The 23036-nt window shown below is 65.0% G+C and carries 24 protein-coding genes; 13 read left to right on the top strand and 11 right to left on the bottom strand.

All coding sequences use genetic code 11. From position 1 onward, the window contains the following. Positions 1-13 precede the first annotated feature (13 nt). The 9 genes from ACFVJ3_RS21520 to ACFVJ3_RS21480 all read left to right on the top strand — a co-directional run bounded on the left by ACFVJ3_RS21520 (position 14) and on the right by ACFVJ3_RS21480 (position 8548). Positions 14-910: an alpha/beta fold hydrolase gene (locus tag ACFVJ3_RS21520; protein WP_378453949.1), complete on the top strand. Its 897-nt coding sequence runs from the start codon at positions 14-16 to the stop codon at positions 908-910. A 9-nt stretch (positions 911-919) separates the two neighbouring features. Then, positions 920-1750, top strand: a complete 831-nt coding sequence (gene hpaH / locus ACFVJ3_RS21515; protein ID WP_378453948.1) for a 2-oxo-hept-4-ene-1,7-dioate hydratase — start codon at positions 920-922, stop codon at positions 1748-1750. Beyond that, complete coding sequence (locus ACFVJ3_RS21510) at positions 1750-2526, top strand: aldolase/citrate lyase family protein (protein WP_378453947.1); 777 nt, start codon at positions 1750-1752, stop codon at positions 2524-2526. Before hpaH ends, ACFVJ3_RS21510 begins: the two co-directional genes overlap by 1 nt. An 84-nt stretch (positions 2527-2610) precedes the next feature. After that, positions 2611-3783, top strand: coding sequence for an acyl-CoA dehydrogenase family protein (locus ACFVJ3_RS21505; RefSeq protein WP_378453946.1), 1173 nt, complete (start codon positions 2611-2613; stop codon positions 3781-3783). Between the two features lie 15 nt (positions 3784-3798). Continuing rightward, positions 3799-4827 carry an acyl-CoA dehydrogenase family protein gene (locus ACFVJ3_RS21500; protein WP_378453945.1) on the top strand — a complete coding sequence of 343 codons (1029 nt, stop codon included), beginning with the start codon at positions 3799-3801 and terminating at the stop codon, positions 4825-4827. Beyond that, the gene (locus ACFVJ3_RS21495) at positions 4824-5975 is read left to right on the top strand and encodes an acetyl-CoA acetyltransferase (RefSeq protein WP_378453944.1); all 1152 of its coding nucleotides are present in this window, start codon (positions 4824-4826) and stop codon (positions 5973-5975) included. The genes ACFVJ3_RS21500 and ACFVJ3_RS21495 overlap by 4 nt, the downstream gene beginning before the upstream one ends. Before the next feature lie 83 nt (positions 5976-6058). Continuing rightward, a complete protein-coding gene (locus tag ACFVJ3_RS21490) occupies positions 6059-7567 on the top strand; it encodes a class I adenylate-forming enzyme family protein (protein WP_378454004.1) in 1509 nt (502 codons plus the stop codon). Then, on the top strand, positions 7564-8295 hold the full coding sequence (locus tag ACFVJ3_RS21485) for a tyrosine-protein phosphatase (protein ID WP_378453943.1): 732 nt from the start codon (positions 7564-7566) through the stop codon (positions 8293-8295). Before ACFVJ3_RS21490 ends, ACFVJ3_RS21485 begins: the two co-directional genes overlap by 4 nt. 58 nt (positions 8296-8353) lie before the next feature. Then, a complete protein-coding gene (locus ACFVJ3_RS21480; RefSeq protein ID WP_378453942.1) occupies positions 8354-8548 on the top strand; it encodes a ferredoxin in 195 nt (64 codons plus the stop codon). Positions 8549-8555: 7 nt separating this feature from the next. On the opposite strand, the gene ACFVJ3_RS21475 is transcribed toward ACFVJ3_RS21480, so the two are convergent. The 3 genes from ACFVJ3_RS21475 to ACFVJ3_RS21465 all read right to left on the bottom strand — a co-directional run bounded on the left by ACFVJ3_RS21475 (position 8556) and on the right by ACFVJ3_RS21465 (position 11227). Continuing rightward, positions 8556-9140 carry a nuclear transport factor 2 family protein gene (locus ACFVJ3_RS21475; RefSeq protein ID WP_378453941.1) on the bottom strand — a complete coding sequence of 195 codons (585 nt, stop codon included), beginning with the start codon at positions 9138-9140 and terminating at the stop codon, positions 8556-8558. A gap of 10 nt (positions 9141-9150) precedes the next feature. Then, a complete protein-coding gene (locus tag ACFVJ3_RS21470) occupies positions 9151-10017 on the bottom strand; it encodes a DUF2889 domain-containing protein (RefSeq protein ID WP_378453940.1) in 867 nt (288 codons plus the stop codon). Between the two features lie 154 nt (positions 10018-10171). Next, the gene (locus ACFVJ3_RS21465; protein ID WP_378453939.1) at positions 10172-11227 is read right to left on the bottom strand and encodes a TIGR03617 family F420-dependent LLM class oxidoreductase; all 1056 of its coding nucleotides are present in this window, start codon (positions 11225-11227) and stop codon (positions 10172-10174) included. A 141-nt stretch (positions 11228-11368) separates the two neighbouring features. Here ACFVJ3_RS21465 and ACFVJ3_RS21460 point away from each other — a divergent pair, with 141 nt between their 5' ends. Genes ACFVJ3_RS21460 through ACFVJ3_RS21450 form a run of 3 tightly spaced genes read left to right on the top strand, consistent with a single transcriptional unit; the run spans position 11369 to position 15122 of the window. Beyond that, complete coding sequence (locus ACFVJ3_RS21460; RefSeq protein ID WP_378453938.1) at positions 11369-12142, top strand: FadR/GntR family transcriptional regulator; 774 nt, start codon at positions 11369-11371, stop codon at positions 12140-12142. Beyond that, positions 12129-12962, top strand: a complete 834-nt coding sequence (locus tag ACFVJ3_RS21455) for an enoyl-CoA hydratase (RefSeq protein ID WP_378453937.1) — start codon at positions 12129-12131, stop codon at positions 12960-12962. Before ACFVJ3_RS21460 ends, ACFVJ3_RS21455 begins: the two co-directional genes overlap by 14 nt. A 27-nt stretch (positions 12963-12989) precedes the next feature. Next, positions 12990-15122 (top strand): acyl-CoA dehydrogenase, encoded by a 2133-nt coding sequence (locus ACFVJ3_RS21450; protein ID WP_378453936.1) that lies wholly within the window; start codon positions 12990-12992, stop codon positions 15120-15122. A 60-nt stretch (positions 15123-15182) separates the two neighbouring features. Here ACFVJ3_RS21450 and ACFVJ3_RS21445 read toward each other — a convergent pair whose 3' ends face one another. Genes ACFVJ3_RS21445 through ACFVJ3_RS21430 form a run of 4 tightly spaced genes read right to left on the bottom strand, consistent with a single transcriptional unit; the run spans position 15183 to position 18693 of the window. Then, on the bottom strand, positions 15183-16106 hold the full coding sequence (locus tag ACFVJ3_RS21445; protein ID WP_378453935.1) for an SDR family NAD(P)-dependent oxidoreductase: 924 nt from the start codon (positions 16104-16106) through the stop codon (positions 15183-15185). A 39-nt stretch (positions 16107-16145) separates the two neighbouring features. Beyond that, the gene (locus ACFVJ3_RS21440) at positions 16146-16586 is read right to left on the bottom strand and encodes a Zn-ribbon domain-containing OB-fold protein (RefSeq protein ID WP_378453934.1); all 441 of its coding nucleotides are present in this window, start codon (positions 16584-16586) and stop codon (positions 16146-16148) included. Positions 16587-16591: 5 nt separating this feature from the next. Beyond that, positions 16592-17416 (bottom strand): enoyl-CoA hydratase/isomerase family protein, encoded by an 825-nt coding sequence (locus tag ACFVJ3_RS21435; RefSeq protein WP_378453933.1) that lies wholly within the window; start codon positions 17414-17416, stop codon positions 16592-16594. A 23-nt stretch (positions 17417-17439) separates the two neighbouring features. Continuing rightward, positions 17440-18693, bottom strand: a complete 1254-nt coding sequence (locus ACFVJ3_RS21430) for a cytochrome P450 (protein ID WP_378453932.1) — start codon at positions 18691-18693, stop codon at positions 17440-17442. A gap of 250 nt (positions 18694-18943) precedes the next feature. Between ACFVJ3_RS21430 and ACFVJ3_RS21425 the strand changes: the two genes are divergently transcribed. Continuing rightward, a complete protein-coding gene (locus ACFVJ3_RS21425) occupies positions 18944-19582 on the top strand; it encodes a cysteine hydrolase (RefSeq protein ID WP_378453931.1) in 639 nt (212 codons plus the stop codon). Between the two features lie 18 nt (positions 19583-19600). Here ACFVJ3_RS21425 and ACFVJ3_RS21420 read toward each other — a convergent pair whose 3' ends face one another. The 4 genes from ACFVJ3_RS21420 to ACFVJ3_RS21405 all read right to left on the bottom strand — a co-directional run bounded on the left by ACFVJ3_RS21420 (position 19601) and on the right by ACFVJ3_RS21405 (position 22992). Further along, positions 19601-20395, bottom strand: a complete 795-nt coding sequence (locus ACFVJ3_RS21420) for an SDR family NAD(P)-dependent oxidoreductase (RefSeq protein WP_009472439.1) — start codon at positions 20393-20395, stop codon at positions 19601-19603. A 102-nt stretch (positions 20396-20497) separates the two neighbouring features. After that, a complete protein-coding gene (locus tag ACFVJ3_RS21415) occupies positions 20498-20716 on the bottom strand; it encodes a hypothetical protein (RefSeq protein ID WP_378453930.1) in 219 nt (72 codons plus the stop codon). A gap of 12 nt (positions 20717-20728) precedes the next feature. Next, positions 20729-21955 (bottom strand): amidohydrolase family protein, encoded by a 1227-nt coding sequence (locus tag ACFVJ3_RS21410; RefSeq protein ID WP_378453929.1) that lies wholly within the window; start codon positions 21953-21955, stop codon positions 20729-20731. Between the two features lie 221 nt (positions 21956-22176). Continuing rightward, complete coding sequence (locus tag ACFVJ3_RS21405) at positions 22177-22992, bottom strand: SDR family NAD(P)-dependent oxidoreductase (protein WP_378453928.1); 816 nt, start codon at positions 22990-22992, stop codon at positions 22177-22179. Positions 22993-23036: the final 44 nt, after the last annotated feature.

Here is a 23036-nt window from a genome sequence, read left to right as displayed (position 1 = left end):
GGAAGGCCTGTACATGAGCGAGACAACGATGACCGTCCCGGCCGTCGCCACCGACAACTACCGCAGCATCTGGGGCTTCCTTCGCGAGCTCGACTTCCGTCAAGGATTCGTGGATGTCGACGGCGTGCGGACACGGTTCGCCGAGGCAGGCTCTCCCGACAAGCCGCATGCGATCCTGCTCCACGGAACCGGCGGCCACTGGGAGACGTTCGCCCCGAATCTCGCCGCACTGAGCGAGCAGTACCACTGCGTCGCCATCGATATGGTGGGCAACGGCTTCTCCGAGAAGCCCGATCACGACTACGAAATTGCGGTTTACGTGCGGCAGATGCTGGCCGTGATGGACCACTTCGGAATGTCGAAGGCGCACTTCATCGGCATGTCACTTGGGGCATGGGTCTCCGCTGCTGTTGCCGTGCAGCATCCCGACCGCGTTCACAAACTGATCCTGATGTCGCCGGCGGGGCTGATCGCCACGGCGTCCAACATGGCCCGGATCCGTGCCGAGCGCACCGCCGCGGTCGAGAACCCCACGTGGGAGTCGATCCACAAGGTCTTCGAGCACCTCATCGCCGACGAGGACAACCGTCTACCCGACCTCGTCGCCCTGCGTCAGGCCATCTATCGCCGCGACGACACCCGCGAGACGATCGACCACCTACTTATCCTGCAGGACGCCGCCGCCCGCGACCGCAACCTGATCCCCGAGGAGAAGTGGAAGACCATCACGGCACCGACCATGATCGTCGCGTCCGGACAGGACCACGGCGAGTACCAGAACACCGCGCGCACCGTCGCCAGGCTGATTCCCGACTCCGAGGTCTTCGAGATGCCCGAGGTACGCCACTGGCCGCACTTCGAGGATCCCGCGAGTTTCAATCCGGCCGCTCTGGCCTTCCTGGGCAAGTGATCGATGATCATGCCTGATTCCGGCACACTGAACCCGGAGGCGATCGCCGACACGGCGCGCCGCCTCTACGAAGCGGAAAAGACTCGGATCCCCATTCGCCAACTCTCGCTGCAGTATCCGGACATGACGATCGACGACGCGTACGCGGTTCAGCGGGCGCTCGTCGACCTGAAGGTGGCCGACGGACGCAGCGTCAAAGGCCGCAAGATCGGACTCACGTCCAAGGTCATGCAGCGCGCCGTATCGATCAGCGAACCCGACTACGGCGCGCTCTTCGACGACATGTTCTTCGACGACGGCGGGACCGTGCCGGCCGGGCGATTCATCCGGCCCCGCGTCGAGGTGGAACTCGCCTTCATTCTCGGCGAGGACCTGAAGGGCCCCGGGGTGACGTTGTACGACGTCCTGAGCGCGAGCGAGTACGTCACCCCCGCTCTCGAGATCCTCGACGCACGAGTACAGATGAGCGATCCGGAGACCGGCCATCTCCGCACCATCGTCGACACAATCGCCGACAATGCAGCCGATGCGGGCCTCGTTCTCGGTGGGCGCGTCGTCAAACCGATGGACGTCGACCTGAGATGGGTGAGTGCGCTGCTGCTGCGCAACGGCTCCATCGAGGAGTCGGGCGTCGCAGCCGCGGTACTCAACCACCCGGGTAACGGCGTGGCCTGGCTCGCGAACCGTCTCGCACCGCACGGTGTGCCCCTGCGTGCGGGCGAAGTGATTCTGGCGGGCTCGTTCACCACGCCGATCTTCGCCGACCCCGGCGACACGTTCGTCGCCGACTACGGACCTCTGGGTACGGTCTCGTGTGCCTTCGCCAAGGACGCCGGGTGATGGGCAATCGATGGGCGGAACTCCTCCGCGACGACCGCCCCCGGATCGGCATGTGGATCGCGTCCGGCAACGCGTACAGCGCCGAGATCTGCGCCGGTGCAGGGCTCGACTGGCTCATGCTCGATCAGGAGCACGTCCCCAACGACATTCGTTCGACACTCGCGCAGTTGCAGACGCTGGCGGCGTACCCGGTCGAGGTTCTCGTTCGTCCCGCGTCCGGCGACCCCGTGGCGATCAAGCAACTTCTCGATATCGGGGCAACCAATCTCATCATCCCGATGGTGGAATCGGCGGAGGATGCACGCGCACTCGTCGCGGCTACCCGCTATCCCCCGCTGGGCATCCGCGGCGTAGGTAGCGCCCTTGCCCGCGCATCACGATGGAACCGAATTTCTGACTACCTGCCTACAGCAGACGAGGGCCTTACCCTGACCGTTCAGGTCGAGTCGATGGAGGGGCTGGACTGCCTGGAGGAGATTCTTGCCGTCGACGGAATCGATGCCGTCTTCATCGGGCCCGCCGATCTCGCGGCCTCGATGGGCTACCTGGGAAAGCCGGAGAGCCCCGAGGTCGTCGAAGTGATCGAGAAGGCAATTTCCGTCATCGCGTCTTCCGGCAAGGCTGCCGGTGTCAATGCCTTCAATGAGACCATCGCGCGGCGGTACATGGCCGCCGGTGCTCGCTTCGTCCTCGTCGGCGCCGACGTGACCGTCCTTGCCCGGGGCAGTGAGGCACTGGCCAGACGGTATTCGGCCAATTCTGATCAAACGGCCTGAACCTCTTTAATCTGACACTATTGTCACTTATACTCGAGTGGTCGAGTGCGGATCTTCGCGATCCGCCGCTATGGAAGGTCTCCTATGGATTTGGACTTCACACGGGAGCAGGTGGAGTTCCGCGACCAGGTACGTACGTGGCTGGTCGAGAACAAGCCCCGCGACCCGCGCCCGCGGGACGACGCCGGTATTCGCGAATACGACATGGCCTGGCAGAAGACCCAGTGGGAAGGCGGATGGGCCGGAATCGCCTGGCCGAAAGAGTACGGGGGCGGCGGTCTGACCCTGCTCCAGCAGTTGATCTGGTACGAGGAGTACGCGGCCCAGGGACTGCCCGGAATCGATGCGAGCTTCGTCGGTCTCAACCACGCCGGCCCCACCCTCATCACCCGCGCCACCGAGGAACAGAAGGCGTTCCACCTGCCGAGGATCCTGCAGGGCGAGGCCGTGTGGTGCCAGGGCTTCTCGGAGCCGGAGGCCGGTTCCGACCTGGCGTCCCTCAAGACCAAGGCCGTCATCGACGGCGACCATCTGGTGGTGACCGGCCAGAAGATCTGGACCAGTTTCGCCAAGTGCGCGGACTACCAAGAACTGTTGGTACGCACCGACAACGCGGGGTCGAAGCACCAGGGCATCACCTGGGTGATCTGTGACATGCATACACCGGGCATCGACGTCCGTCCCATCGAGACCATCGAGGGCGGTGCCGAATTCTGTGAGGTTTTCTACGACGACGTCCGGATCCCCGTCAGCAATGTCGTCGGCGAGATCGGTTCCGGTTGGAGTGTCGCGATGTCGACGTTGTCGTTCGAGCGCGGAACCGCCTTCACCGCCAACCAGGTTCGCCTGGCGGGGGTCGTCGAGGACCTGATCGAGTTTTCCCGCGACCACGTCGGACCGGACGGTCGGCGTCCGGCCATCGCCGACGACGAGATCTCCCGGCGGCTGGCGCGCGCCCGATCTTCCGTCGCGTCACTGCGTGCGATGACCTACGTGGGGATCTGCCAGAACATGCAATCCGACACTCCCGGACCGCGCGGATCGATGCTGAAGCTCCACTACGCCGATCTGGCGAAAGAAGTTGCCGCGCTGGCGATGGACATCGTCGGCGCCGAAGCCCTCCGCGGAACCTCGCGATGGGACCACCACGGTTGGGTCGGAAACTACTTCCATTCCTTCTCTCAGTCCATCGGCGGCGGAACGTCCGAAATCCAACGGAACATCATCGGGGATCGCATCCTCGGCCTCCCGCGCTGACAGAAAGCAGAGATCATGAATCTTCTCCCCTCCGAGGACCAAATCGAACTGGTCGCCGCAGCAGTCGATTTCATCAGCACACGCATGCCGATCGAGGACATCAGGCGGCGTGCGCGCGCGGAGTCGTCGGTGGATCGGAGCGTGTGGGCCGAGGGCGCCGAACTGGGCCTGCTCACGCTGGGGCTCGACGAGGGCCACGGCGGCTCCGGCCGGCCCCTCGACGACGAGGTACTCCTGTTCGCGGCCCTCGCCGAGCACCTTGCAACAGGTCCCTTCCTCGCCTCCACACTGGCCACCCGCGTCAGTGCGGCACACGGCGACCAGGATCTCACCGACCGCATCGGGTCCGGAGACGCCGTGGTGGGACTCGGCGAACTGCGAGGAGACGGCGCGATCGACCAGGACGGGTTCAAGGGCTCCTTCGATCTCCTGGACTGCGTCGGCGTCAGCCACGTGCTGCTCGTTGCCCGGCACGGAGCCGCGCTGGTCGAGATGTCCGAGTTCACCGACGTCACTCCCCTCAGGTCGATGGATCCGGGAACCCGGCTCGCGACGTCGACCGTCACCGGCGGGCGTGTGCAGCACTGGCTGCCCGCCGAGACGGACTCGATCTGGTTGCGCGCCATGGTACTCACCGCAGCCGGCTTGTCCGGACTCGCCGAGGCGACGCTGCGGCTGTCGACCGAGCACGCGAAGACCCGCGTCCAGTTCGGACGCCCGATCGGTGTGAACCAGGCGATCAAGCACGCCTGCGCCGACATGGCGGTGGCCGCCGACGCGGCGCTGTCGCAGACACTGTTCGCCGCCGTGAGCCTGCAGTCCGGCCGTCAGGACGCTTTGTTCCAGATCCTCGCCGCCAAGTCCGTCGCCGCCCGAGCAGCCGTGGGCAACGCAGCCTCGAGCATCCAGGTCCACGGCGGGATGGGCTACACGTACGAGCACAACGCGCACCTCTACCTCAAGCGCGCGCACGTACTGACCCACCTATTCGACGAACCGGCCGACGTGCTGGCCGAACTTCTGGAGCAGGGAGCACCGCAATGAGCCGAAGAGTTGCCATCGCCGGTGTCGCGTTGTCGGACGTGGGACGCGTCGACGACAAAAACGCCTACGAACTGATGGGGCAGGCCAGTCGCAGGGCCCTCGCCGACGCGGGACTGCGCCCCGAGGACGTGGACGGACTCGCCTCCACCGGGCAGGGCACGCTGCCGCCCACCGATGTCGGGGAGTATCTCGGCCTGAAGCCGCGCTGGATCGACTCGACGTCGGTGGGCGGGGCCTCGTGGGAGGTCATGCTCGCCCATGCCGCGGACGCGATCTCGGCCGGTCATGCCGACGTGGTCCTGCTGACGTACGGCTCGACGGCACGCGCCGACCTGCGCAAGGGACTGCGGACCGCGAACATCAACTGGGGCTCGCGCGGACCACTGCAGTGGGATGCCCCTTACGGGCACACGCTCGTGTCGAAGTACGCGATGGCGGCCCGCAGGCACATGTACCAGTACGGCACGACGATCGAGCAACTCGCCGAAGTGGCCGTGTCCGCGAGATTCAACGCCAAGGACAACGAGGAAGCGTATTACCGCGACCCGATCACCATCGACGACGTGCTGTCCGGCCCCATGATCGCCGATCCGTTCACAAAACTGCACTGCTGCATCCGTTCGGACGGCGGCGCCGCCGCGGTTCTCGTGGCCGAGGACCGGGTGAAGGACCTTCGTTCCGAACCGGTGTGGGTACTGGGCACCGGCGAGGCCACGTCACACATGCTCACCAGCCAGTGGGACGACATGACCGTCGGGCCGGCATCGATCACCGGGCCGCTGGCGTTCGAGCGTGCGGGGTTGAAGCCCTCGGACGTGGACGTCGCCGAGGTCTACGACGCCTTCAGCTACATGCTGATGCTCACGATGGAAGACCTCGGATTCTGCGAGAAGGGTGAGGGCGGCGCCTTCGTCGAGAAGGGCACGCTGCGACTCGGTGGCGAACTGCCGACGAACACCGACGGCGGCGGACTGTCCGCCTGCCATCCCGGTCAGCGCGGATTGTTCCTGATCGTCGAGGCGGCCAGGCAGCTGCGCGGAGAATGCGGCCCACGCCAGGTGGAGGACGCGAAGATCGCCTGCGTCAGCGGCACCGGTGGTTGGTTCTGCTCGAGCGGAACGGTACTCCTCGGATCAGAAGCACCGTGACCGTGTCTGCGGCAGTCGGCGGTCCGGTCGCTCCCACAGGGGTGACCGGGCCACCGGTCGTGGGCGAGTTCGCCAACACCCGGATGCTGCTCGAGGCGGCGGCGCAGGTACACGGTGAGCGTGATGCGTATGTGGAACCGGACGGCACGCGAATCGGGTTCGCGCAGTGGATCGGCCGAGCTCGCCGACTCGCCACACATCTGGCGGAACGCGGGGTACGCAAGGGCGACGTCGTCGCACTGATGTTGCCTTCTGGGATCGACTATGCGGTCTGCTATTGCGCCGCAGCGTTTCTGGGCGCCGTCGCCACCGGATTGAATCCGCGACTCGGCCCACGCGAGACCGACTCGATCCTGCTCGGCGTCGCGCCGGCCCTCGTCATCCGCGACTTCGATGCGGGCCTGCCCGAAGTTCCCGACGGGATCGCCGTCCTGCCGCGTTCGGAACTCACCGCTGCCGAGGGAGGCGCCGCCGGCGCACTACCCGATGCGGTTCTCACTCGCGGCGACCCTGTGTCGATCATCTTCACGAGTGGAACGACCGGCCTTCCCAAGGGGGCATGGTTCGATTCCGACAACCTCGCGGCGTCCGCGATGGCGTCCGGGATCATGAGCGCACCCTACGACCGCCGGCTGTCGTCGACACCGTTCCCGCACGCCGGCTACATGTCGAAACTCTGGGACCAACTGGTGTGGGGAACGACCGTCGTCATCTCCCCAGTTCCGTGGTCGGCCGCGAAAATGTTCGCGGTGCTGCGGGACGAGCGGATCACGGTCGGTGGTGGAGTCCCTACCCAATGGGCAAAGCTGCTCGACGAACCCGGCGTGAACCGTGAGTCCCTGCCGCACCTTCGTGTGGGCGTCGTCGCGAGCGCGCCCGCCTCTCCCGAACTGGTCGAGAAGACCGCCGCATTGATCGGCGTGCCCCTGGTCGTTCGATACGCCATGACCGAATCTCCCACCGTCTGTGGCACCGAGCCCACGGATCCGCCCTCGGTGCAGTTCCGGACTGTCGGCCGCCCCCAGACCGGGATGACGGTGCGGGTCACCGGCGAGGACGGCGCCGAGTTGCCCACCGGAGAGATCGGCCGCATTCGCGTGAAGGGCGGCTGCGTGATGCGCGGCTACTGGAACGACCCCGGGCGCACCGCCGACGCATTCGACTCCGACGGCTACTTCGTCACCGGCGACCTGGGGATGCTGACCGAAGAAGGCAACGTGGTTCTCGCCGGCCGGACCGGAGACCTTTACATTCGGGGCGGCTTCAACGTCCACCCCGTCGAAGTCGAACAGGTGCTCGCCGAGCACCCGGAGGTCCGGGACGCAGCGGTGATCGGTTACTCCGCTCCGGTGATCGGGGAGATAGGTGTCGCGTTCGTCGTTCCCGTGTCTCCCGGCAGGGCACCGTCGTTGCCGGAACTCCGCGCATGGACCACCACGCGACTCGCGGACTACAAGGCACCCGATCACCTCGTGGTCGTCGACGAGATTCCGCTGACCGCCATGTCGAAGACCGATCGGGTCCGGTTGCGGGAACTCGTCGCCGCGAAGCCGCCGGCCCGGCGAAACACAGAGAAGGGACGTCGGGCGTGATCGACGAACACGAAGCGCTCCTGTACGAGACCGTGACCACCGACCGCCTCGCGAACCTGCGCGACGTCGGCGGTCTGCGCCTCACCGACGGCGGTATCACCCGCACCGGAATCCTCTACCGCAGCGATGCGCCCTACTCCGGAGACTCTCTACCCGAACATGTTTCACCGTGGCCACCCGTCGCGGTCGTGGATCTGCGCTCGTCCGCCGAACGTGATCGCGCACATTTCGAGTGGATGCAACCAACGGCATCCCATCACCGGCCTCTGCACGACGCTGCGGCACCGACCGACCAACGTCCACCGGATCTCAGCGGGTTGTACTTGCACATTCTCGATACCGTGCCCGACCGGGTGGCCGGTCTGCTCGCGCTCGTGGCCAGGGCAGACGGCCCGGTTCTCGTGCACTGTGCGGCAGGCAAGGACCGCACGGGCGTCGTGGTCGCCGCGCTTCTTCTCGGTGCCGGAGTCGAGCCTTCCGAAGTGATCGCCGACTATCTGGTGACGGCCCGGAACATGAACGACCTCCGCCGGCGGTGGTCAGCCAGGGCCCGCGCGGGTGGGCATCGTCCCGTCGTGGACGAGAAATGGTTGCTCACACCGGAAGAAGCCATCACCGCAGTCGTCGACCGCCTACAGGGGTGGCGCACGGGTCCGGACGGCTGGCTCGTCGATCACGGTGCCAACCGAGACGACCTGCGCGCGTGGGAGAACCGACTACGCACCTGATGGCACGGCACGAAGGACACTCCCTCACCCGACCCACACACACTCGAAAGGTAACGTCATGAAGGTTCACATCGAACTCGAACAATGCGAAGGCCACGGAATGTGCGCCGCCACCGAACCTGACCTCTACGAACTCGACGACGACGGTTTCGCCGCCACCGCCGATTTCGAGGTGGCGGAGTCACAGACCGGGCAGGCCGAGTCCGGTGCCTCGGCCTGCCCGATGAGTGCGATCACGCTGCTGCGCAGCTGATTCGGTGTTAACTGCTACGAATCCCGAAGTCGATGTCGGCCCGTCCGGAGATGGGTGTGAAACCGTCTCTGTCCATCCAGGACGGGTGGGCCACATGGCCCTCTGCCGGACGCGCCCAGTCGACCCAGTCACCCCAGTCCTCTCGGCTGAGGGGCGAGTCCGGTATGGGAAATTTCGACGACGCCTCGCGCAACTCGGCGGCGAACTTCTTCATCTCGTACATCGCCCACCAGTCCTCCTGCGCGGACCACCTTCCCCGTCCCGCATACGTGAGCACCTGTAGTGAATCGAACCCGAGGGCCGGTGCGCCCGGTTCCGGATTGTCTGCCCGGTTGACCACCTTGTACACCACCCGGTCGTCGTCGATCGTGTACCAGACGAGCGGGTTGTACACGTACGGGGCAGCACCCATGGCGCCTTCGAGATAGCGCGAGATCTCCGAGGGCCCGGTGAACATGCCGTAGAAGTGGTCTCGGTAGACACCGTCGTCGGTGAACAGCTGCGCCATCGCGTCCCAGTTCTCCAAAATGGGGCCCACAGTGAAGTAGTGCCGAAAGGCGCCCTCCACTTCGGTACGGTCATATCTGGTCATGTGTTGCCTTTCAGACGTGCGCGGACGAATTGTCGGGGCCGGGGAGAAGTACCGTGAGCGGGGAGACGTCACCAAGCGATCGCAGTAGGTCGTTCAGGTGGGTGCAGGATCCGACACCGTGGAAATCCGAGCCGACCACGCCCTCGATCTCCGTGACCTTGCGCCCGACGAGGCGTTGCGCGCCGGCCACAGCATCAGGGCATTCCGGCCAGGGCAGGACACGCGGGGTGACGGTCAACCGATGTACCGTCAACGTGCGTGAGTCGATGAGAACGTCGGTCCCGTACTCGTGCACCACGGTTTCGATCCCGGCGGCGTTCACGTAGGTGTCGCGGAACATCGCGTCCACCGACAGTTCCGCGTCATCGCCCACACTCACATCGATCCGCCGAATGCGTCGCATCGACCCCGGCCGAAGTTCACTCATCAGGTGCCAGCCGGCGCCCACCCCGACAAGGTCCGGCGCCTGCGGGCCGTTGACGAGGGGAGGTGCTCCATCTCGCGCGACGCCCGTCATCATCGTTCCTCCGGCTGCGAAGCCGGCACAGTAGTCGGCCCGTGCGAGGGCACCGCGACCACCGAGGCGCAACTGCTCCTCTGCGGAGAGTTCGCGGGTCAGTGCATATCCCGAGATGACAGTCGCCACCGGGACGTCGTCCAGTAGTCGCGCGATCACGCTGCCCTGATCGTGAGGTGCGAGGCAACCCTTCGCCGCTTTGCGAAATCCCGACGATGCGGAGAGTCCGATCAGTGGTGTGAGGTCGACCGCCACGGTGCCATCGGCGATGTCCGTGACGGTGCGCCCTCGGCCCAGGTCGACGTCGACATCGACGGCACCCCCGCCTGTTCTCGACCACTCCCCTGCCTTGTCCGTCACGACATCGACTCCGGCCCCACGGAGTCGGAGAAGGTCGGAGTGTCCCCGAGGGCGCTCGATGTCCACAGAGGTCGTGCGACGGACCGAACACGGTCGGCGCGCAGGCGTGCTGATCGACGGTGCGTGGATACCGTGCTTCGGGGTCAGACAATTCTCACTCATGTACTTCATTGATATCTTGTGCCTCAATGTTTTTCAAGACCGAGCGCCAACCCTCGAGACTTTCGCTCGAACGTGCAGCGACGCTGATGTCATCGGACACCGCTCCCCACCGCGCGACCAGTGCGTCCGCCACCTCCTCCACGGAGCCCACGACGGCGAAGGCTGCGAGAACGTCGTCGTCGATCAGACTCCGCATGACGTCCCACTGCCCGGCTTTCGACAGTGCATACAACTTCTCGTGAAGTCCGGCCCAGCCGTGCAGATCGAGCACGCCCCGATAGGCAGGCGTCGATCCGTAGAAGGCGATCTGCCCGCGCACGTAGTCGCGGGCCTCCGCGATCTCCTCCGCGGTGGTACCGCACGCCACCATCGGGGTGACCCCGATGGTGAAATCGCTCCGGGACCGGCCCGAACTCGACAATCCTTCTTTCACACTGGGTAGTACGACCTCGGCAAGGTAGCGGTCGGTGACGAAGGAATGCACGAGAAATCCGTCGGCGACCTCTCCTGCCACCCGTGACATCGCCTCACCGACACCGGCGAGCTGGACGGGCGGGCGCCCGAACGGATTCGGTCCGGGATCGAACATCGGCGTCATCAGGGTGTGCTGGTAGAACTCCCCGTCGAAGTACAACCGCGAACCGGTCTCCCACGCGTCCCAGATGGCGTGCAGAGCCTGAACGTATTCGCGCATCCGCGCCGCCGGCCGCGACCACGGCATGCTGAAACGCCGGGTGATGTGCGGCTTCACCTGACTCCCGAGACCGAGCCGGAGCCGTCCGTGTGAGAGCGCCTGCACGTCGTTGGCCGCGACCGCGGTCACCATCGGTGTTCGCGCGAACGCGACGTAAATACTTGTCCCGAGCGTCATCGTCGACGTCGTCTGCGCGGCCGCCGCCAAGAGAAGCAGGGGATCATGACTGGTTTCGCCGAGGAAGAAGCCGCCGAACCCGACGTCCTCGGCGCGGTGCGCGATCTCGGCGGCGCGTCCGGTTCCCGGGTCGACGACCACATCGAACGGCGGACGCCGACAAACTTCGAATTTCATGTCACTCCAGACTGGAGACGGCAGCTCTACTCGGACCGAGCAATGCATTAGGTCAACGCAATTGGGAGAGTTTCACCTCTTCCCTTCAACGATTAGAGCAGATACCTTCAATTCAGTCCACGGAATTGCCGAGGAGGAGCCATGGCACGATCAGAAGACGAGACCGAGTCCCGCAGTGACGGGCCACCGCGTCCTCGGGCCGCGGATGTGGCGCGGGCGATCGAGGACGAGATCGTCGCGGCCGGGTGGCGGGTGGGTGAGGCACTCGGATCCGAGGCCAGCCTGATGGCACGGTTCGATGTGGGACGCTCGGTCATCCGGGAAGCGTGCCGGATCCTGGAGAGCAGGCACGTCGCGAAACCGCGCCGCGGACCGGGCGGCGGCCTCGTGGTGACCGCACCCGAGCGGTCCGCTGTGCTCGACCACGCCTCGCTGTACCTCGAGTACGCGGGTTTTGCTGCCGCCGACCTGTTCGAGACGATGGAGACGTTGGAGACCGCCGCAGCCGCGCAGTTGTCCGCAACGATCGATCCCGCGGGAATCGACAGACTCCGTCAGGTGCTGGCCGAGGAAGCCCGCTCGGACGACCTGCGTGCGCAGGCAGTCACCGTGCACACCGAAATCGCCCGCCTGACGGGTAATCCCGTGCTCGAGTTGTTCATGCACATCGGCAACAACCTTGCCCGCATCCACGGCGTCAGCCCGATAGAGACGGAACGCCGGTGGATCCACGAACGCAACGTCGAACTGGTCGAAGCGATCATCGCGGGGGACGCTCTGGCCGCGCAGCGCAACGTGCGCCGACGCATCCGTGCCATGACGCGGCGACAGGCCGTGTCGGCGGACAGGACACCCGCACTCACCGATACCGATACCGATACCGAAGCAAAGGCTGCAAGTGATGACCGACAGTAGCAACGCGATCCCACGCAAACCAGATGCTGCCGAGGACAGCGGCAATCTGGTCGCCGTAGAGCAACGCGGCAGCGCGCGCATGCTCACACTCAACCGGCCGAGAGTGCGCAACGCGTTGAGCAGAGCCCTCAGCGCCGAACTGGTGCACCACCTCCGCGCGGCGGACGCGGATCCCACCGTCACGGTTGTCCTGCTCACCGGCGCCGGCGGAGCCTTCTGCTCCGGCGTCGACCTGAAGGATCTCGCCGAGAGCGGCTTCGACGGCGCAGAAGCAACGGACGGCAATTGCATCACCCAGGTCGCCGAACTGGTGACACCCGTCATCGGTCTCGTCAGCGGCCCGGCGGTGACAGGGGGTTTCGAGCTGGCTCTCGCATGCGACTTCCTGATAGCGGGCGAGTCTGCCCGATTCGCCGATACCCATTGCCGGGTGGGCATCGTCCCGGGTGGAGGTCTGACGGCTCGACTCGCCGAAGCGGTCGGAGTTCGTCGTGCTCGCCAGATGAGTGCCACCGGCAGCTATATCGACGCCCGTACCGCGCTGTCCTGGGGTCTGGTGAACGAGATCGTCGACGACTGCGAGCTGGCCGACCGTGGGTGGGCCGTGGCCGACGCATTCTCGGCGGCCGACCAGCCCACACTCGACGCGGTGTGGAGACTGTACGACGCGGCGTCGGCCGACGGTATCGCCGATGCCGTGCACCGCGAAGCCGCCGTGAACCGCTCCTGGTCGGCCGACGCGTCCGCCGTCGCGGGGCGCACGGCGGACGTCGTCGCTCACGGACGTAGTCAGGCATGCAATTCCTCACCCGCCGAATAGGATCGGCCGAATCGAAAGGAGCCGCACATGGCTCTGGCAATCACCGACGAACACCGCCAACTCGCCGACGCCGCCACGGCCTTCCTGTCCCGTCACGCTTCGTTGGCCTCCGCCCGGGAGTCGCTGGACAAATCGAATGAATCCCTTCCGCCGTTCTGGGATGAGATGGCCGAACTCGGGTGGATGGGACTGCACCTGCCCGACAGTTACGGAGGCTCCGGATACGGCATCGCCGAATTGTGTGTCGTCCTCGAAGCGACAGGGCACGGTCTCGTGCCCGGTCCGTTCCTGCCCACCGTGCTGGCGTCCGCGATTCTGTGCGACGACGGATCCGACGAACTGAGGCGAAGGCTCGTCCCCGGACTCGCCGACGGTTCCGTGGTCGCGGGATTCGGTTCGGGTGGCACCTGGGTTGTCGATCACCACGGACTCGAGGGCCGATCCGAGGGCGTGCTCACCCCTGGCTACGCCGACGTTCTCGTCCTTCTCTCCCATGAGGACGTCCTCGTCGTCGACGCCGACGCGGAGGGCCTGGCCGTGGAGATCCTGCCCGGACTCGATCCCACACGGCAGATCGGGCGTGTGACCGCACGGAATGTCCCCCTGTCGGCGGTCACCGTCCTGCCGGGTGCAGCGTCGGCGGCCCGGACGAGGCTGCGCACGCTGGCATCGGCCGAAGCCCTCGGGAGTACCCTGGCGTGCGTCGAGATGTCGAAGCGGTACGCCCTCGAGCGAGTTCAGTTCGGCCGCCCGATCGGCACATTCCAGGCCGTGAAGCACCACCTTGCGAACATGCTGCTCGACGCCGAACTCACCGTGGCCGCCACCTGGGATGCTGCCCGCATCACCGACCCCGACCGAGCCGGCCTCGCGGCAGCCGTCGCCGCGACATACGCGCGCCGCGCGCAAATCTTCTGCGCTCGGACGAACATCCAGTTGCACGGCGGTATCGGATTCACGTGGGAACACGATGCTCATCTGTACTTACGTCGAGCCGAAGCCCTCCAGTCCTTCGTCGCCGAATGCGGTAGTGCGGCACGCGCAGTCACGGAGGGATACCGCGCCGACCCGACGCCCCGCCTCACTCTCGACCTTCCGCCCGAGGCGCAGGATTACCGGACGGCGGCGCGAGCGGCCCGCGATCATTGGCAATCGCTCCCCGACGATCGGCAGCGCGCGTTCCTGGTCGAGAGCGGATATCTCGTGCCGCACTGGAAGAAGCCGTGGGGTCTGGCGGCCGATCCCGTCCGACAACTCGTCATCGAAGAGGAGTTCCGCACCACACCGGTTCCCGACTTGTCGATCACTGGATGGATTGCTCTCACCATCTCGGAGTTGGGTACCCCCGACCAGCAGCGACGGTGGGTGAAGTCGGTGCTGCTCGGCGAGACGCAATGGTGTCAGCTCTTCAGCGAGCCCGGGGCAGGCTCCGACGCCGCCGCGATCCGCACATCGGCGGTCCGGGTCGAGGGCGGGTGGCGCGTCACCGGCCAAAAGATCTGGACGAGTCTCGCCCACGAATCCGATTGGGGAATCGCGACCGTCCGTACCGACCCTCGGGCACCGAAGCACACCGGCATCACGATGATGGCAGTCGATCTCGCAGCGGAGGGTGTCGACGTGCGCCCCATCCGTGAACTCAACGGTCAGGCCGGCTTCAACGAGGTGTTTCTCGACGAGGTCTTCGTGCCGGACTCCAATGTTCTCGGCGAGGTAGGAGCAGGGTGGAAGGTCGCGCGAGCGACGTTCGGCAACGAGAGGGTGTCGATCGGAGCCGGTGCGGGATCCGTTCCTCTCGCCGCGACCGATCTTCTCGCAATGGCCGCGGACGAGGACCTCCGCGAGATCGGTGAACTGCTGGCCGAAGGACACGCGCTCCGATTGCTCAACCTCCGACAGGCCTCACGCGCTGTGCAGGGGACGGACCCCGGCCCGGAAGCCGCCCTGTCCAAGCTCGTCAAAGCCGAACACTCCCAGAAGATCACGGATCTCGGAATGCGTCTGGGCGGGTTGGCCGCGACGACGGGCGGGCTCCCGGTGGTAGAGGAGTCGTATCTGTTCGCCCGCTGCCTCACGATCGCCGGGGGCAGCTCCGAGGTGATGCGCAATCACATCGCCGAACGCACCCTCGGACTGCCCCGAGATCCGATACTGACCTGAAAACACGTGAACGGCCTCGGTCCCGAGGGACCGAGGCCGTCATCAGCGACGACTCTGCGGCTATCCGCCGAATCGCAGTCCCGCGGCCCGGGTGCGGAACACGTCTGTGCCCATGACGGCGCCGAGCTTGTTCGCATCCCAGCGCTTGCCGCCGTTGGAGACCGTGGAGACCGGTGTCCAACCCTGGAGCCACTGAATGTTCTCGCCGAGCGCCTTGATGACCTGCCCGCTCACATGCCCCGCCTCCGGGCTGGCCAGCCACGCGACCACGGGTGAGCCGAGCGACGGATCCTTCGGATCGAACTCGTCCTCGCCGCGCTCATCCGGTTCGATCGGGGCATCGGCGCCGGCCATGGTGGCGGACATCCGGGTGCGCCCGCCGGGGCTGATCGCATTGACCGTCGCACCGAGGGACGCGAGCTCGAGACTCAGCGTCTGGGTCAGACCTACGATCGCAGCCTTGGCAGCACCGTAGTTCGATTGTCCGAAGTGGCCGAGCAGGCCGGCGCCGGACGTGGTGTTGATGATGCGGCCGTAAACCTTGGAACCGGTCGCCTTGGATTCCTCCCGCCACTTGCGGGCCACCGCGCGGCTGGTCAGCCAGCTACCGCGCACGTGCACTCGCATGACGAGATCGAAATCGTCCGCGCTCATGTTCCAGATCGCCCGGTCGCGGACGATGCCCGCATTGTTGACCACGATGTCGAGCCGTCCGAGCTCCGAATACGCCCGCTCTACCAGCCACTCGACCTGTTCTTCGTCTCCGACGTCGCTGAAGTCCGAGATTGCCTCGCCGCCACGATCTTTGATTATCTGCACGACCTCGTCGGCGACCTTTCCGGTGCCCTCCCCGTCGATCGAGGTTCCGAGGTCGTTGACGATCACTGTCGCGCCGTGCTTGGCAAGTTCCAGGGCGTGCCCACGGCCGATACCGTGACCCGCACCCGTGACCAGCGCGACCTTACCGTCGAGCAATCCGCTCATTGTGAGTGTCTCCTTGCAGTTATCGAATGGCCCGTGCGTCTACACACCGGCAGGACGGAATACCGTGGCATCGATGTCTTCGGTGATCGCCCGAAAGTCCACCTGCACCAGCATTCCTACTTCGAGGTCCGAGGGTTCGCAGCCTTCGATGTTGGTCATCAGTCGCGGCCCTTCCTCGAGTTCCACGATCGCCGCGACGTAGGGCAGCCTGCCTTTGAACGGGTGCAGGTCGTTCACGTACACGGTGGAATAGGTGTAGAGGGTTCCTCGCCCGCTCGCCTCCACCTGGACGACATCCTCACTCCAGCAGTACGGGCAGAACGGGCGCGGATAATGGTGGACTTTCCCGCAGCCGTTACATTTCGCGATGAGAAGGCGACCCTCTTTCGCGGCGTCCCAGTAAGGGCGACTTCCGTTCTCGATGGTCGGAATGTCGGCGCGCGGCTTCTCGGCCGGGACTGCGGCGGTCTTGTCAGGCATGGTGGTCACCACCCCACGAAGTCCGCGGAGCGCTTCTCCACGAACGCACGTACGCCCTCGCCCGCATCGTGCGAGTAGGACTGGATCTCCTGCGCCATGGCTTCCTCGGTGAAGGCGCTGGCTCGGTCACCGTCCGGCGAGTCGTTGAACAGTCGTTTCGTCAGCGCGATCGCGCTGGTGGGCGCAGCAGCCAGTCGACCGACGAAATCGTCCACTGCCGTGTCCAGTTCGTCGATCGCGACGACGCGGTTGACCAGGCCCAGAGACAGTGCCTCCCGAGCCGGAAGCTTCTCGCCGAAGAAGACCATCTCCTTGGCCTTCTGCATGCCGATCCTGCGCGGCAGCAGGTACGCGCCGCCGCCGTCCACCACCAACCCACGCTTGACGAAGGATTCCGCGAAGTAGGCCTGCTCGGTCGCGATCACCAGGTCCGACGCGTAGGCGAGGTGAGCGCCGATGCCTGCAGCCGCACCCTGTACGACAGTGACCACCGGCTTGCCGCAATCGAGCACGGATGCCACCAGGCGTTGCGCTCCGTTCATGATCGTGCGCATCGGGCCGGTCACCCGTTTGACGTTCTTCGCATGCCCGTCAGCGAGTTTCACCACGTCAGCCCCTGCGCAGAAGTGCCGTCCGTTCGCCCTCAGCAGGACCACTCGAACGTCGGCATTCACATCTGCTTCGGCGAACAACTCGATCAGCAGGTCGCGGTCGTCCGGTCTGATGGCGTTGGCCGCATCCGGTCGGTTCAAGGTGATCGTCATGACCCCTTGTTCCACCCGGTGCAGAACGGATGTGCCGAGGTCCCGCTCGGCGATCGTCTCGGTCACTGATGTCTCCTCGCGAATTGCCGTCACTTGACTGTGTAGTGTGCGTCGAGATGTTTGATGCCGTTCAAGAAGTTCGACCGCAGCACCGCAGGCTCCCCCACCGCCCGAATGTCCGGGTACCGCCTGAACAGTTCCCGGAACGCGACGTCGAGTTCGAGACGCGCGAGGTGTGCACCCAGGCAGAAATGCGGTCCGGGAGCACCGAACGCGAGATGCGGATTGGGGTTACGGGAAATATCGAACTTGAACGGATCCACGAACACGGACTCGTCGCGATTGGCGGAGTTGTACCACAAGACCACCTTGTCGCCCTGAGAAAACACCTGCTCTCCCAGGCGGACACCGTCTCGCGTCACCGTCCGGCGCATGTGCACGACGGGACTCGCCCACCGCAGCAATTCCTCGATGGCTGCCGGCGCCAGGCGGTCGTAGTCCGCCATCCATATGTCGCGCTGGTCCGGATTTCTCGTGAGTACGAAAAGGCCGTGTGTGATGACGTTGCGGGTCGTCTCGTTGCCCGCGCCCACGAGCAGAATGAAGAACTTGGCCATCTCCTGGGGAGTGAGATTCTCGCCCTCCGCCGCCACGAGTTTGGTGATCAGGTCGTCTTTGGGACGTGCGATTCGCTCTTCCGACAGCGATCGCAGTAGGTCGATGAGCCCTTCGCTGGCCGCGGTCACAGCCTTGCCGATACCGACCGCGGATTGATCCTCGATGTACTCGGCATCGCTCGCGCCGAGAATGGTGTTGGTGGCCTCGAGAATGAACTTCTCGTGCTCACGAGGTATGCCCAGGAGATTGTCGATGATGCGGAGCGGCAGTAACGCCGCGAAGTCGCTGACGAAGTCGCACTCCCCCGATGACGGCATCTCGTCGAGGATCTCGCGGACGGTAGTCTCGACCTCGCTCCGGATACCCTCGAGGCTCTTGTTCGTGAAACCGCGGGAGACGATCTTGCGCATACGGGCATGCTCAGGGTTGTCCATGTCGATGATCGAGCCGCGATACTCGCGGAGCTTCTGCGGCTGATCGAAGATCTGAGTGCCCTCACCCGAGCAGAAATCCTCGGGCCGGCGGCTGACCTCGAGCACGTCCGCGTGACGGGTCAGGGCCCAGAAGCCTCTCGCACCGTCACCCGCCTGACCCGGCAGCGGGACGAATGCATGCGGATTGTCGCGGCGGAGGCCCGCGAACAACGCATCACGTTCTGCCGCCCCGTTCTGCCACCATGTGAGGTCGTTCAGTCGAGTGGACGCGACCTCGTCGGTTTCAATCATTGGCACCGCCTCGATTCTTCGTAAGTGGGGACCCGCGCCGCACGGCTCCTTCGGCCGACGGCCGAGTCGGACTGGGATGGTCGCGCATCCCACTCTGTCACCCGGGTTACTCGCTCCCCAATTCTGGCATTAGTGTCACTAATTGGCAACCAGGACTACCAGCAAGTTCATCCACACCGTTTGACTATCGCCGAGTGGCAACTGGCTATATCGTCACCTTGAATCCCATTCATACTCGAACGGAGTCGACGTGTCGTCCCAGTCCTCACAACCATCTCGAGCCCTTCCCCGGCCGATCAGTTCAGCGGCGCTGGTCATCAGTGAATGTCAGCACGGAATTCTGGAACCCGAGAGGTCGGTTTCGCCGGGACTCGCACACGAGGCCGCCCGACGCGGAGTGGTGCCACGCACAGCGCAGCTTGCGCGGGCTTTCCGCGCCCGCGGTCTGCCAGTGTTCCACTGCGTCATCGAACATCGCCAGGACCAGAAGGGGATGCTGCCCAATTCGTATCTCGGGACGATGGCACTGCGGAGCCGCGGGATGAGCACGGGCAGTATCGATGTCGAGATCCCGCACGAACTGGGCCCCGAACCGAGCGACATCGTGAGCAGTCGAGCCACCGGACTGACGGCGTTCTACGGAACGAACCTCGACGCGATGCTGCGGTTGCAGAAGGTGGAAACCCTGGTGCTGGCAGGTATTTCCACGAACGTCGCACTTCCGGGACTTGCCCTCGAAGCCGTGAACCGCGGCTACGACGTCATCCTTGCAGAGGACTGTACGGCGGGTTCGTCGGACGAGGTACACACCTTCATGGTGGCAAATCTGCTCACCGTGTTGACAAGGGTCAGTTCGGCAGCGGACGTGATCGACCGGCTACCGAACTGACCTGCCCGGACAGAAGGTTCAGCCCGCCACCGAGGCCAGATTCTCGGCATCGGTGGCGGCGTCACCGTTGATCGAGAATCCGCCATCGATCGTCACCAACGCGCCGGTGGAAAACGCCGCCTCGTCCGAGACCAACCAGGTTGCGGCATGAGCGATATCCATCGGATTTCCGATACGGGTCAAGCGTCCACCACCGGTGTGATGACCCGAGTCGCCCCGCGACGACACCACCCGTCCCACGAGGATGCAGTTGGCCCGAATGCCGTCGGCACTGCCCTCCACCGCCAGTGATCGGGTCAGGCTGTTCACTCCGGCCTTTGCGGCACCGTACGCCCCGAAGCCCTTGAATCCGGCGAGAGACTGTCCGGAGGAGATGTTGAGAATCGAGGCACCCTCGGCACGCGCAAGGTGGGGCCACGCGTACTTCGACGCCCAGAACACGTTGCCCGTCAACGTTCCCGTCATGATTCGCTGCCACTCGTCCGTCGAGTACTCGTGCAGCGGCTTGACGGTACTCGCGACAGCATCGGTGGGCGCAGCGTTGTTCACCAGTGTCGTGAGAGTGCCGAAATGCGCTGCGGTAGCTGCCACTACGTCGCGCACACTGTCCTCCGACGTGACGTCGAGCGGAAAGAACTCCGCTTCACCACCGGCGTCCCGGATTCGGTCGACCACTTTCCGGCCGCGGTCCGCGGTGCGGCCAGTGACCGCCACCTTCGCCCCCTCCGATGCGAAGAGTTCCGCGATCGAACGGCCGATACCTCTGGTCGAGCCGGTGACCAGCGCCACCTTACCTTCGAGTCGTGCTCCCATGCCCGTCCTCACCTTTCACAGTGTGTGTCGTGTCGAAGTCTCGAACGCGCGTCCGAGACGCAGAAGGCCGTTCCGGTGGAACCGGAACGGCCTGAGCGCGATCTACAGAGAATCGCGAAGATTCTCCATGGCCGCCAAGCGGCGATTGACCATGTCGAGGGCGGAGGCATGATTCGGGTCATCGCCGGACTGGGATTTCAACTCGGCGAGCCGGGTGCGTGTCGTCTCGATCTCGTCGTCGAGGCGTTCACCGGCTTCGTCGCGGGTCAGGAGATCCTGGTCGGTCCAGTCTGCCGCGTCGATGTCCTTCTCGTGGGCCATGATCAGATCCCGTCACTTTCTGTCGATGCGGGGGAAGTTGTAGAGCCTGCGGGCGTTCAGTTCGACGATCTTGTGCGCTTCGTCGTCGGGAACATCCTGGAGCAGTTTCGTGGTGTACTGCCGGCTGTTGGGCCAGTTGGAATCCGAGTGCGGGTAGTCGCACTCCCACATGATGTTGTCGATACCGATCTGGTGGCGACGGGCGACACCCTCGAAGTCGTCGATGAAGCAGCCGTACATGTGCTCGCGGAACAGATCCGACGGACGCACTTCCTTGTTCACGTTCTGATACCAGCGGTGCTTCTCCCACGTCAGGTCGATCCGCTCGAGCAGATACGGCATCCACCCAATACCACCCTCGGACAGCGCCACCTTCAAATTCGGGAACTTGTAGAACACCGGCGAGAACAACAGGTCCGCGGTCGCATCCATCGAGTTGGTGCCGAAGAGGGCAATCATGACCGCCATCGGCGCCTCGGGAGAGGTGATCGGCGCCTTACCCGACGAGCCGAAGTGCATGCACAGCGGCATCTTCGTCTCCTCCGCGGCACGGAAGACCGGATCCCAGAAATCGGTGTAGAACGACGGCAACCCCAAACCGACGGTGTTCTCGGGGAACGTGATCGCCTTCGCACCCTTCGCCGCGCACCGGTAGATCTCCTTGGCCGCCTCCTGCGGATCCCACAGCGGCAGAATGATCATCGGGATGAACCGGTCCGGGTATGCAGCGCACCATTCGTCGAGGTGAAAGTCGTTCCACGCCTTCACTGAGAGCAGCGCAAGTTCCTTGTCCTCGGCTTCGAGGAAGACCGTGCCGGAGAACCGCGGGAAGGACGGGAAGCACAGCGCAGCCTGCACGCCGTCGATGTCCATGTCGGCCACCCGCGCCTTCGGGTCGTAACACCCCGGCAGCATGTCGGAATACCGGGTGGGGTCCATCCCGTACTCCTGCGGCTTCTTGCCCGCCACCGCATTGAGACCGATGTTCGGATAGATCCGGCCCTCGTACGACCACACCTGGGCGAGCTTCTTCTCCCTCGGGGCGGTGTCTCCCTGTCGGGCGGCATCGAGGAGAGCCGCCGACAACCCCTCGTCGCCGTGGCTCTGGCTCATGTCCATCTCGACGATCCGCGGGCCCTGCTCGTGGAACTTCTTGGGCAGGCGATCGGTCCACAGATTCGGGGGCTCGATCAAATGGTCGTCCACGGAGATCAATTGCATATGGTCTTGAAGCGGCACTGCTACTCCTACTCGAACAAAGGCACGATCCGGGTAGCGCATCGGTCTCTGCCCGCGGTCTATGCCGATTATCTGACGCTTCGTACGCTAGTGATCGCCATCACAAGTGTCAAGATGTCCCGCGATATCTCCCGTTGGGTCGCAGCTCCAACCCATTACGACCTCTCACACATGGGCCCGCCGGCACGTAGCCACCGCACTTTTCTGACGGTATGTCTTCGTTATTCGACGGATGGAATTGCGGCATACGCCTCCTCGATGCCGCGGTGCCGCGCGCGGACGGATTCGAGCGTCTCCGGATGACTCACGATGTATCGATCGCCCCGCTTGATCGCGTCCACGACCAGGCGACCGACGACGTCCGCGCCCATTGCTGCCACCGGTACCCGTGTCGATGCCCCCGAACCGCTCGTGCCACGGGGAACCACACCCGGCCGGTTCCGCTCACTTGTCGCAATGTTGGACCGCACCATTGCGGGCAGCAGTACCCCCACACCGACGTGCGAGCCTCTCGCGTCGAGTTCCATACCCACGGTCTCCGTCAACGCGACGACGCCGAATTTCGACACGGCATAGGCACCGAGGCCGGCTGCGGTGCGCAGACCCGCGATGGACGCGGTGTTGACGATGTATCCGCGTTGCGACGTCTGTTCGATCACCGGTAGAAACGACTTCATCCCGTGGATCACGCCCCACAGGTTGACGTCCAGCACCCAACGGAAGTCGTCGAGCGTCAACTCGTCGAACGGTGCTACGCGCGCGATTCCGGCGTTGTTGACAGCGATGTCGATGCGCCCGTGCCGACGGACAACCTCGTTTGCCACTCGCTGAATGTCGTCGGCACTACTCACGTCGGCGAGCACCGTGGCGGCGCCGAGATCGGTGGCTGCTCGCGCGAGGGCGGCGGCCTCGACATCGGCCACCACTACCGTCGAGCCCTCGGCGATCAACGCTTCGGCGATCGCGAAACCTATACCTGAAGCCCCTCCGGTGACGATGGAGACGGTTCCGTCGAGACAGGGGATGCCAGTCGACATGTAGAAGCCTTTCTGGAGTTCGACCACAATCGTCGCTGCGCTGC

Origin of the sequence: Rhodococcus sp. NPDC127593, from assembly GCF_042671975.1 — a bacterium.
Taxonomy (GTDB): domain Bacteria; phylum Actinomycetota; class Actinomycetes; order Mycobacteriales; family Mycobacteriaceae; genus Rhodococcus_F.
The sequence above is the reverse complement of the archived record's forward strand: the minus strand, read 5'-3'. Positions and strand labels throughout refer to the sequence as shown.